Source organism: Arthrobacter sp. Y3223164 (assembly GCF_059091005.1).
This window is the reverse complement of sequence record NZ_JBNHGF010000068.1, coordinates 1-10,560: the sequence shown is the minus strand read 5'-3', so window position 1 is coordinate 10,560 and position 10,560 is coordinate 1. Positions and strand designations below refer to the sequence as shown.

Genomic DNA, 10,560 nt, shown 5'->3' with positions numbered 1-10,560 from the left:
CGGCGTGAGGGACCGGGGCCAGCGGCGCGGTGAGCCGGGCACCCGGGAGCTGCCGGCGGCCAAGACCTCGCCGGACGGCATGACCGGCACCGAAATCCTCGAACTCCTTAACACCCACGTCAACGACACCGTCGCCTACGTCAACGAGACCACCACCCTGGACCTGGACTACCTGGAACGCATCGCCATCGACCGCCCGGGCATGTACCACTTCCCCGCCTCCGGCGGGCTGGGCTTCGGCCTGCCCGCAGCCGTGGGCATGTCCCTGGGCGCCCCGGAGAAGACCATCGTCGCGACCGTGGGCGACGGCTCCGCCAACTACGGCATCACCGCCCTCTACACCGCGGCCCGCCGGCAGACGCGGACCGTGTTCGTCATCGTCAACAACTCCGGCTACGGCGCCCTCGCCGGCTTCGCCCAACGCATGGGCGTGCCCGACGTCCCCGGCCTGAAGCTAGGCGGCATCGACTTCGTCTCCATCGCCGAGGGCTACGGCGTCCCGGCCGAACGCACCAGCACCCGCGAAGAATTCGAAGCCGCCTACCAAAAGGCACTCGCCGCCAGCGGCCCCGTCCTCATCGACGCACAGGTGGTTACCGGCTGAATCGCCGTAGGCCGGGCTGCTGCCAAGCGCCTACTTGAGCTCGATCTCGACGAACACAAAGTCGTCGTCGGACTCGTTGACAACGTTGTGTTCGCTGCCTGCCGTGCGCGTGTAGGAAACGCCGGCGGTCAACTGGCTGGCCGACGCCCCCTCGCTGGTCTCCAGGGTCAGGGTCCCGGTGCTCATGGGGACCACAACGTAGTCCACGGGATGCACGTGCCAGCCGGTTTCCGCGCCGGGAGGAAACCGCCACTCGGTGACCGTCACCCGGTGGTTGTCGATCTGCACGGTGGCCACCGCCGGCGGGCGCCCACCGGTCTGTTGGTCCGCGAAACCAGTCTGCACGTCGCGTTGCATGTTTCTCCTTCGGTCAGAAATGGCTGTTCGTGGCCACCCTATCCGGCGCCTCGCCCATCCTGCAGCAGCCCTCCACGCCGGCGCCCCTCCCCTGGCCAAAACAGGGTAGGCCGGCCCCTACCGAAGGGGGTTTTGAGCTTCTACCATTTTCTCTACTGCTCCACTGCGGGGAAGGAGGGGTGTGGGATCCAGCGTCAGGAAATGCTCCCCAACGCCCCGCCCGAAGGCTGCGCGCGGATGCATCCGTCACGTTGATTTCCCGCATAACGCATCATGTGGCCCTTTCGACGAAACAGGTTTCAACAGGTCGACCTCGACGAACTGATGGCGTCTGCCCGCCGCCCGAAGAAGAAGCTCCGGCGTCGGCGCCTCGACTTGTGGGTGGTGAGCGTTGCCGTCGCGGCCTTGGCGGCCGGGGCGATCGTCGCACCCGCGGCGGTGGGCGTGTCCGCCGTCGGCAATTCGGTCCTGGACATGTGGCAAGAGCTGCCGACCGACCTGCCGCTGGATCGCCCGTTGGCCCAGCACACGGTTTTGCTGGACAAGGACGGCAAGGAATTCGCCCGGTTCGCCAGCGAGAACCGCGTGGATGTTGAGCTGGACCAGGTGTCGGAGGCCTTCAAGAAAACCCTGATCAGCACGGAGGATGCCCGCTTCTACGAACACGGCGGCGTAGACCCGCTGGGCATCGCCCGGGCACTGATGCATAACGCCACCAACAGCGAGGTCCAGGGCGCTTCCACCCTGACCCAGCAGCTGGTCCAGAACCTGCTGGTCAACCACGCGCGGAACGAAGAGGAAGACAAGGTCGCTGTAGGCAACACCTACAACGCCAAGCTCCGGGAGATGAAGTATGCCGTCGCCTTGGAAAAGCAGTTGCCCAAGGACGAGATCCTCACGCGCTACCTGAACGCCGTCTATTTCGGGAACCGTGCCTACGGCGTGGAGGCCGCGGCCCGCTACTACTTCAGCACGCCGGCGGCCAAACTCGACTATGCACAGTCGGCCCTGTTGGTGGGGCTGCTCAAGGCGCCCACGGCTTTCGACCCGTTCGCCAACCCCGAAGCCGCCACGGAGCGGCGCAACACCGTGCTGGATGTGCTGGAAAAGCAGGGAGTACTGCCGGCCGACGAAGCGCAGGCCGCCCGCGAGGCCCCGCTGGGCGTGAAGCGCGGCGAGGTGCCATCCGGTTGCGGCGGGTCCAAGTATCCGTTCTACTGCGAGGCGGCCCGCGAAGAACTCCTGTCCAACCCGGCGTTCGGCAAGACCCCCGAAATCCGAGAGCAGCGCTTCAACTTGGGCGGCCTGACCTTGACCACCGCGTTGGACCGGAAGGCTGCCGACGCAGCACAAAAAGCCGTGGAGAGGGCGCTGGGCAACAACAACCGCGCGGCCCTGGGCACCGCCGTCGTGCGACCGGGAACCGGCCACGTGGCCGCCATCGCGCAGAACCGCGCCTGGGGCAAGGGCAAAGGCAAGACCCAGGTGGTCTACGTCCGGCACGCCTTCCAGGTCGGGTCGGCCATGAAGCCGATCGTGCTCGCGACGGCTCTCACGCAGGGCATCCCCACCTCCCAAAAGTTCCGGGCGGACGGCCCCTACCGTTCACCGAAACTGGACAACCCGAAGGGCGGGTACATCAACTACGACAACGTCGACTATGGAGTCATCAACGCGTACCAGGCCATCCGCGCCTCGGTGAATATCTACTTCATCAAGCTGGTCGAGCGCGTCGGCGTCATCAACGCGGCAAGGATGGCCAACAAGCTGGGCATCACGTCCATCAACCCCGACAAGCTCAGCGGCAGGGAAGGTTCGCTGGCCCTCGGCGCCTACGAAGTCACGCCGCTGCAAATGGCCAGCGCCTACGCCGCCTTCATGAGCAACGGGACGGTCTGCAAACCGGTCACCATCATCAAGGCAGTCAAGACCGACACGAAGAAAGAGCTGCCCGTTCCGGACCCGGATTGCCATCGCGCCATCAAACCCGCTGTCGCGGACACCGTTGCCGATGTGCTCAAGGAACCCTTCAACCCGCGAGGAACCCTGGGGCCGCGCATCGAACTCAAGGGAAACCGGGAGGCCGGAGCCAAGACCGGAACAACGAACGACTTCGCCGCCAACTGGATTGTGGGCGGCACCCCGCAGCTCACAGCCGCCGTCTGGCTCGGCGACCCGCGCGGCGGGGCGGAGTACCCGCTCAAACGCGTCAAGGCCTACGGCAAGACCTACACAGACCTGACCGGCTCCGAAGTCGCCGCCCCGGTGTGGAAGGAAACCATGGACGGCGCGCTCAAGGGCGAGAAGAAGGTAAAGCTGCCCGAGGCCCACCGGTCGATGACGAGGTAGCGAGCGGCCAGGGCTGGCATCAGCGCTGCCGGACGATGGCGGCCCGGTTAAGGCACCCCTTCCAACCGGGATTGTTGTTCATCGATCCACGTCAGAACCTTGTCCCAGTGTCCGGCCTGCGGGTCAATGAGTTGGACGTGGTCCATGCCGGGCTGAACGCTTAGTTCGACCTGGGCACCATATGTCCGGGCCTGGCGGACGAAGTCGCGGGTGTGGTCCAAGGGCACTCGTAGGTCAGCATCGCCATGCACCACCAAGGTGGGGATGGAGGACGGCCGATGCCGCACCGGTGATGCATCACGGTACAAATCATGGCGGCCAGCGCCAAAATATTCGACGACGGCACCTTCCGCCAGGTTTTCTTCGTAGGTTCGTGCCACATCCGTCACAGGCGCCAGCGCAACCAGTGCGTCAACCGGCGCGCGGGTCAGCAGGACCAGTTGCCCGCCCACCGAATGACCGATGGCAATCCGCGGTCCGGGCATCTCCTGCGCCCAAGGGCTTTCAGTGACCGCGCGGATTGCCGCGTCAACGTCCTCGTGCGGTTCAGGCCACTCACTCTCCGCCGCTCCGCGCCGGTATTCGATGTTCGCCACCGCCCATCCACGCGAGCTCAGGTCGGACGCCATGGGTTCCATCAGCGAGGCATCGAACTGGGCACGCCAGTAGCCGCCGTGCACCAGCAAGGCTAATCCGACGGGGGCGGCGTGGCCGGCTGGATTCCAGCAAAAAACGCACTGGGACGCCTCCGGCCCGTAGTGGATCGTCTGAATTTCTGCTGCGGGTGTGCTCACTGAACCTTCCCTTTCGGCCTGCTCGCCTTGGCGGATACGAATGTGACCGATGACGGTTGGCCCGGGACGTTGCCCCGGCCAACCGTCGTCGGTCATCAGACGCCACGCACCTTAGCCTGCCAGTGCGGGCTCAGCCGGGCGCAACGGCTTCCAGCGTAGATGCGGGTTGTCCGCCGTCTCGTTAACCTCCCGGATGAGGGAGAGTCGCGGGCGGACCGCGTCCGTGCGCGCGCTCGGCGGTTTGCGCCGTCCGGCCCGGAATTGTGGGATCCACGCGACGCCGTCGCCCCGGTAGTCCTGCTCCGCAGCCGCGTGCAGCGTCCAGTGCGGGTCATACAGGTGTGTTCGTCCCAGAGCGATCAGGTCGGCGCGCCCGGCCAGCAGGATCGAGTTCGCGTCGTCGTAAGTGGAAATCGCTCCCACAGCGATGACAGCGATGCCCGCGGGAACTGCCACTTCCTGGCGGATCCGGTCCGCATACGGCGTCTGGTAGCTACGGCCGAACTGAGGCTTCTCCCCCTTAGCGATCTGGCCGGTGGATACATCAATTCCATCGGCGCCGTGGGCCGCAAACGCCTTGGCGATTTGGACAGCTTCATCCAGCGTGTTGCCGCCGTCGATCCAGTCGGTCGCTGAGATGCGTACCGTCAGCGGTTTCTCCGCCGACCACGCAGCCCGCACCGCCTCGAAGACCTCCAGCGGGAAGCGCAGCCGGTTCTCCACGCTGCCGCCGTACTCGTCCGTCCGGTGGTTGGCCACCGGGGACAGGAAGGAGGAGAGGAGATAACCGTGGGCCGCGTGCACTTCCAACAAGTCGAATCCGGCCTCGTCTGCCCGACGTGTGGCGGCGACAAAGTCTGCCACGACCTTATCCATCTGGGCACGATCCATTTCCCGAGGAACCTGGTTGTCCGGTCCGTAGGGCAGCGGGGACGGGCCGATGACCTCCCAGTTGCCCGAATCCAGCGGCTGATCGATGCCTTCCCACATCAGCTTGGTGGACGCTTTGCGGCCCGCGTGGCCGATCTGGGCGCCGATCTTGGCGTCGGAATGCCCGTGGACGAACTCGACAATGTCTTCCCATGCGTCGCGCTGTTCATCCGTGTAGAGCCCCGTGTCGCCCGGAGTGATACGGCCTTCTGCCGAGACGCACACCATCTCGGTCATGACCAGGCCGGCGCCGCCCATGGCCTTACTGCCCAGGTGCACCTTGTGGAAGTCAGCCGGCATCCCATCGGTGGCGGAGTACATATCCATGGGCGAGACCACGATGCGGTTCTTCAGCTCCAAGCCGCCTATGCGGTACGGCTGGAACATCGCCGGCGCGACTGATTCCAGACCCTGCGAGGTGGCGAAGTGTTCCTCGACTTTCAGAGCGAATTCCGGATCGCGCAGCCGCAGGTTGTCCTGCGTGATGCGCCGGCTGCGGGTGAGCAGGTTGAAGGTGAACTGGACCGGGTCCTGCCCGGTGTATTGGCCCACGCGTTCGAACCATTCGAGTGACGCCTGCGCGGCGCGTTGGGTAGATTCGACCACTGGCCGCCGCTCGGTTTCATAGGCTCCCAGCGCCGTCTCCAGATCCTGGTGTTCGTGGAGGCAAGCCGCCAGGGCCAGGGCATCCTCCATGGCCAGTTTTGTGCCGGAGCCGATGGAGAAGTGTGCGGTGTGCGCGGCGTCGCCGAGCAGCACCACGTTGCCGTGCCGCCAACTGCTGTTCCGGACCGTGGTGAAGTTCAGCCACTTGGAATTGTTGGCCAGTACCTGATGGCCCTCAAGCTCGTCAGCGAATATCTCCCGGATCTTCGCGATCGCTTTCTCATCGGAGACGCCCGGGGCAAACACCTCGTTCTCGGTTTCATCGAAGCCGGCAGCGCGCCAGACGTCCTCGGGCATTTCCACGATGAACGTGGAGCCCTGATCGGAGAACGGGTAGCCGTGGATCTGTATGACCCCGTGCTCGGTCTCTTTGATAAAGAACTTGAAGGCTTCGAAGACCAGGTCGGTACCCAACCACATGAATTTGTTCGGCCGCGGGTCCAGATTGGGGCCGAACGAGTCGGCGTACTTCGAGCGGATCTGGGAGTTTACGCCGTCTGCTGCCAGCACCAGGTCATAGCCGGCTTCGAGTTCCTCCACCGGAGGTGCCAGGGTTGAGAAGCGCAGGTCCACACCGAGTTCCGCACAGCGGTGCTGCAGCAGTTCGAGCAGTTCTTTGCGGCTCATGGCAGCGAAACCTTGGCCGCCCACGGCGATGGTTTCGCCCTGGTAGTGAATGTCGATGTCGGACCAGCGGGCGAATCGGCGGCTCATATACTCGGCCACCACAGGGTCCGCGTTGCCGATCCCGCCCAGGGTTTCGTCCGAAAAAACCACGCCGAAACCGAAGGTGTCATTAGCCGCGTTGCGCTCCCAGACGGTCACCTCGTGCGCCGGGTCCAACTGCTTCATCAGGGCTGCGAAGTACAGGCCGCCGGGGCCGCCTCCCACAATTGCGATTTTCATGTCTGTTGTCCTTCCGGTCTGGTCTAAGCCGGGCTGCCGGCCAGGTCTGCCCCTTGGCCGGCCTGCTCGCGGAGTTTGAAGTGCTGAAGTTTTCCGCTGGGATTGCGCGGCAGTTCGGTCACGAACCTGATGTCCCGCGGGTATTTGTAAGGCGCGATGGTTGCCTTGACGAAGTCCTGGATATCCTTGCGTGTGGCGTCGTCGCCGACCGCACCCTCGCGCAGCACCACGAAGGCGCAGACGACGCTGCCGCGTTCTGGATCCGGCCGACCGATCACGGCGTTCTCCACCACGTCCGGATGCTGGTCGATCGCCGCTTCCACCTCGGGGGCCCCGATGTTGTAGCCGGACGAGACAATCATGTTGTCCGACCGGGCCTGGTAGACGAAGTAGCCTTCCTCGTCGCGCAGAAACGTGTCGCCGGTTATGTTCCAGCCGTTCTGCACGTAGTTTGCCTGCCGCGGGTCGTCCAGATAGCGGCAACCGGTCGGGCCGATAACGGCCAGCTTCCCGGGCTGGTTGACGGGGGCTTCGTTGCCGTCGTCGTCCAGCACCTTGGCACGAAAACCCGGGATCGCAATCCCCGTGGCCCCGGGGCGGATGTCGTCTCCAGCGGCAGAAATGAACACATGCAGCATCTCGGTGGAACCGATCCCGTTGACCAGGGATAGCCCGGTGGCCTCATGGACCGCCTCCCACGTCTCCTTGGGCAGATGCTCTCCTGCAGACACCGCTATGCGCAGCCCCCGGAGGAGGTCCGCCCGACCTTCCTTTAGGATTGCGCGGTACGCGGTGGGTGCCGTGAAAAGCACGGTAGCGCCGGCATTGGCTGCCTGTTCCGCCAACTGCACCGGGGTGGCCCGTTCAGTGAGGAGCGAGGAAGCCCCAAAGCGCAGCGGGAAGACCACCAAACCACCCAGCCCGAACGTAAACGCCAGAGGCGGAGATCCCGCGAACACGTCGTCGGCCGTGGGCTGCAAGATATACCGGGCAAACGTGTCCGCGTTAGCCAGGATGTCGCGGTGGAAGTGCATGGTGATCTTCGGCGTGCCGGTCGTACCCGAGGTCGGCCCAAGCAGGGCAACGTCGTCCGCCGCTGTGTCAACGTCGTCGAATTTGCCGCTCTTGGCAGCACACCTGACGGTGAGGTCATCGGGGTCGTCCGCCCCGTAGGTCATGACGGCGATGCCTTCCCCGACCGCCTCGGCAAGTCCATCAGCAAAGCGAGCATCAGTGATCGCTGCGGAGGGACGGGTCAACCGGCAGATGGTGGCGACTTCACTGGCGCGCAGCACCGGCATCGTGGTGACGACGACGGCACCGGCCTTGAGCACGCCCAACCAGGCGGCCACCAGCCAGGGGTTATTGGGGCCGCGCAGCAGGACACGGTTACCCGGCACCACGCCGAAATCCTCGGTGAGCACCTGCGCCACTTGGTTGGCGCGCTGCTGCAGTTGGCCGTAGCTCCACGTCTGGCCGTCCGGAGTATGCAGGGCGGGCTGCTCGCTCCCGAAGGCGGTTACGGCCTCATCGATGAGCACCGTGGCAGCGTTAAGTCGGTCCGGATACTGCAGTTCGGGAAGGGTGAATTCCAGGATTGGCCACTGCTCAACGGGCGGCAGGTGGTCGCGCGTGAACGAGTCCACATGAGCTGACGGGGAAAGCTCCATGGCGTTCCTTTCGGAGAGAAGAATGGGCGGGGAGATAAAAGAGCGGGTGAGGCGGCCAGAGCGGAGGCAGGTGGATGGTTCACGTGCCTCCGCCAGGCTCAGCGCGCCGTGCGGATCATGCCTTCTTGCGCGACCGTGGCCAGAAGGCGGCCGTCACGGTCGAAGAACCGGCCGGTGGCCAGCCCGCGGTTGCGCTGGCCGGAAACCGCTTCCTGGACGTACAGCACCCAGTCGTCAACGCGTCCGTCGCGGTGAAACCACATGGAGTGGTCCAGGCTTGCGGTCACCAGTCCGGGCTCCGCCCAGTGGTGGCCCTGCGCGCGCAGGATCGGCTCCAGGATGGTGTAGTCGCAGACGTAGGCCAGCGCAGTACGGTGCAGGTCCCGGGTGGCACGCTCGTCGGCTTGGTCAGGCAGTTGCCCGAATGCCTTCACCCAGACAGCTTGCTGCGGCACCTGTTCGCCCTCGATCTCCAGATACACCGGGCCGGGCACGTGCCGCATGTCGAAGCTGCGCCCCCGCGACCAGTAGGCCGCGGCGTCGCCTTCGACGCCGGCCAGCACGTCGGCGGCGCTGCGCAACGACTCCGGGTCCACGTTGGCCGGCATCTCCGGCTGGAATTCCGGGCCGTCCTCGGGCACCTGGAAGGAACCCATGGCGGCGAACACGGTCTTGCCGTCCTGCCAGCCCCGCACACTGCGGGTGGAGTAGCCGCGACCGTCGCGCAGCTTCTCCACTTCGTAGCGGACCACGGCCCCAATATCAACCGGGCGCATAAAGTAACTGTGCATCGAATGCAGCTGCCGGTCCTCGCCCACCGAACGCATCATGGCCGCTGCAGCCTGGGCCACCATGTCGCCGCCGTAGGCCTTGGGCCACGGCACGTACTGGGTGGTCGCCTCGTAGGCTTGGTCGTGGACTTGAGGTTCAACGGCAGTCAGTTCGACGGCGCGCAGGAAGGTCTCGGACGTGGGCGCCAGGGTGTCCTGGGCAGTTACGGTGTTCATGCCCGGCGGTATCCTTCCAGCGTCTCGTCCGGAACCTCTTCCAGGTTGACCACGATGTTCTCGGGCGTGCGGGCGGTGAGCCAGACCAGTTCTTCTGTGACGGACATGTTCGCTTCCACGTGCGGCATGAACGGCGGCACGAAGACCCAGTCGCCGGCCTTCATGTCCACAAACTCGGAGTAGCCCTCGCCGAAGTAGATCCGGCCATGGCCGCGCAGCACGTAACCGCCGGTTTCGGCCTCTCCGTGGTGGTGGGGCAGCGAGCGGTAGCCGGGAACGTTGGAGACCTGGCCGAACCAGATCTTGGTGGCCGGCGTGTGCTGGATCGAGACACCGGAGACCCGGACGCAATCACCGGACTGTGCGGTGTTCGTGTCCTCGCTGCCGGATTTGGTGACGACCGGGACCACCTTCCCGTCCGCTCCGGCATAGACCGAGTTGTCGCCCTCGGTGCGGTATTCGATGGCTGCTTCAGTCATAGTTGCTCCTCTGTTGAAGGGGGTGAATGGGAAAGGCGCCTTAGCCGCGGGCGGCTGGCACCGCCGTCGTTGTTTCTGAAAGTGTTGGTGCGGGCTCCGACAAGCCGTCGGCGGACTGGATGCGGATCAGGTTAGTCAGGCGGCCGATGCCGTCGATCTCGGTGCTGAGCACGTCGCCGTCGGCCAGGAAGCGCGGCGGAACCATGCCCATGCCCACTCCCCCGGGTGTGCCGGTCAGGACCACGTCGCCCGGGCGCAGCGTGGTGAACTGCGAAATATAGGACAGCAGCTTGGCCGGACCGAACACCAGCGTGCGGGTGTGGCCGCGCTGCACCAGTTCGCCGTTCACGTAGCCGCGGACCTCTACTCCGCTTCCGTCGAATTCGTCAGCGGTAACCAGCACCGGTCCCAGCGGCGTGCTCGCGTCGAAAGCCTTGCCTTGGAACCACTGCAGGGTCCGGCGCTGCCAGTCCCGCATGGAGACATCGTTGGCCACGGTGTAGCCGGCAACGGCGGCCGCAGCCTGGTCCTCGTCGGCGCGGGTCAGAGTGGCCCCCACCACCACGGCCAGCTCGGCCTCCCAGTCGACGTTCTCGCTGCCGGCTACCGTGAGTTGGTCCTCCGGCCCGGCCAGGGTGTCCGCGAACTTGGCGAACAGCGTCGGATACTCGGGCAGCTCGCGGCCCATTTCCTGGATGTGGTCGCCGTAGTTCAGACCGCAGCAAATCACCTTGCCCGGCCGCGGCACCACCGGTGCCAGTTCGCGGTCCCCGGGCCGGACGACGGCCGCGCCCGCGG

At 65.4% G+C, this 10,560-nt stretch carries 9 protein-coding genes; 2 read left to right on the top strand and 7 right to left on the bottom strand.

Translation table 11 applies throughout. The annotated features are described in order from the left end of the window. The coding region (locus AC5RUJ_RS05895; protein WP_494155666.1) for a thiamine pyrophosphate-dependent enzyme at positions 1-604 on the top strand (604 nt) is incomplete at its 5' end. 30 nt (positions 605-634) lie between these two features. Here the strand turns inward: AC5RUJ_RS05895 and AC5RUJ_RS05890 are convergent. Further along, positions 635-961: a cupin domain-containing protein gene (locus AC5RUJ_RS05890; protein ID WP_494127815.1), complete on the bottom strand. Its 327-nt coding sequence runs from the start codon at positions 959-961 to the stop codon at positions 635-637. 324 nt (positions 962-1,285) lie between these two features. On the opposite strand from AC5RUJ_RS05890, the gene AC5RUJ_RS05885 reads away from it, so the two are divergent. Continuing rightward, on the top strand, positions 1,286-3,310 hold the full coding sequence (locus AC5RUJ_RS05885) for a transglycosylase domain-containing protein (RefSeq protein ID WP_494127814.1): 2,025 nt from the start codon (positions 1,286-1,288) through the stop codon (positions 3,308-3,310). Positions 3,311-3,357: 47 nt separating this feature from the next. Here AC5RUJ_RS05885 and AC5RUJ_RS05880 read toward each other — a convergent pair whose 3' ends face one another. The 6 genes from AC5RUJ_RS05880 to AC5RUJ_RS05855 all read right to left on the bottom strand — a co-directional run. After that, on the bottom strand, positions 3,358-4,200 hold the full coding sequence (locus AC5RUJ_RS05880; RefSeq protein WP_494127813.1) for an alpha/beta hydrolase family protein: 843 nt from the start codon (positions 4,198-4,200) through the stop codon (positions 3,358-3,360). 15 nt (positions 4,201-4,215) lie between these two features. Next, positions 4,216-6,606: a bifunctional salicylyl-CoA 5-hydroxylase/oxidoreductase gene (locus tag AC5RUJ_RS05875; RefSeq protein ID WP_494127812.1), complete on the bottom strand. Its 2,391-nt coding sequence runs from the start codon at positions 6,604-6,606 to the stop codon at positions 4,216-4,218. 23 nt (positions 6,607-6,629) lie between these two features. Continuing rightward, positions 6,630-8,276, bottom strand: a complete 1,647-nt coding sequence (locus tag AC5RUJ_RS05870) for an AMP-binding protein (RefSeq protein ID WP_494127811.1) — start codon at positions 8,274-8,276, stop codon at positions 6,630-6,632. A 98-nt stretch (positions 8,277-8,374) separates the two neighbouring features. After that, positions 8,375-9,283, bottom strand: a complete 909-nt coding sequence (locus AC5RUJ_RS05865; RefSeq protein WP_494127810.1) for an acyl-CoA thioesterase — start codon at positions 9,281-9,283, stop codon at positions 8,375-8,377. Then, the gene (locus tag AC5RUJ_RS05860) at positions 9,280-9,762 is read right to left on the bottom strand and encodes a cupin domain-containing protein (protein ID WP_494002136.1); all 483 of its coding nucleotides are present in this window, start codon (positions 9,760-9,762) and stop codon (positions 9,280-9,282) included. The genes AC5RUJ_RS05865 and AC5RUJ_RS05860 overlap by 4 nt, the downstream gene beginning before the upstream one ends. 40 nt (positions 9,763-9,802) lie before the next feature. Next, on the bottom strand, positions 9,803-10,560 hold a 758-nt coding region (locus tag AC5RUJ_RS05855), incomplete at its 5' end, for a fumarylacetoacetate hydrolase family protein (protein ID WP_494155665.1).

Coding starts and splice junctions, on each gene's coding strand:
- AC5RUJ_RS05860 (WP_494002136.1), bottom strand. CDS start 9,762: ATGACTGAAGCAGCCATCGAATACCGCACCGAGGGCGACAACTCGGTC.
- AC5RUJ_RS05870 (WP_494127811.1), bottom strand. CDS start 8,276: ATGGAGCTTTCCCCGTCAGCTCATGTGGACTCGTTCACGCGCGACCAC.
- AC5RUJ_RS05875 (WP_494127812.1), bottom strand. CDS start 6,606: ATGAAAATCGCAATTGTGGGAGGCGGCCCCGGCGGCCTGTACTTCGCA.
- AC5RUJ_RS05865 (WP_494127810.1), bottom strand. CDS start 9,283: ATGAACACCGTAACTGCCCAGGACACCCTGGCGCCCACGTCCGAGACC.
- AC5RUJ_RS05880 (WP_494127813.1), bottom strand. CDS start 4,200: ATGACCGACGACGGTTGGCCGGGGCAACGTCCCGGGCCAACCGTCATC.
- AC5RUJ_RS05885 (WP_494127814.1), top strand. CDS start 1,286: ATGGCGTCTGCCCGCCGCCCGAAGAAGAAGCTCCGGCGTCGGCGCCTC.
- AC5RUJ_RS05890 (WP_494127815.1), bottom strand. CDS start 961: ATGCAACGCGACGTGCAGACTGGTTTCGCGGACCAACAGACCGGTGGG.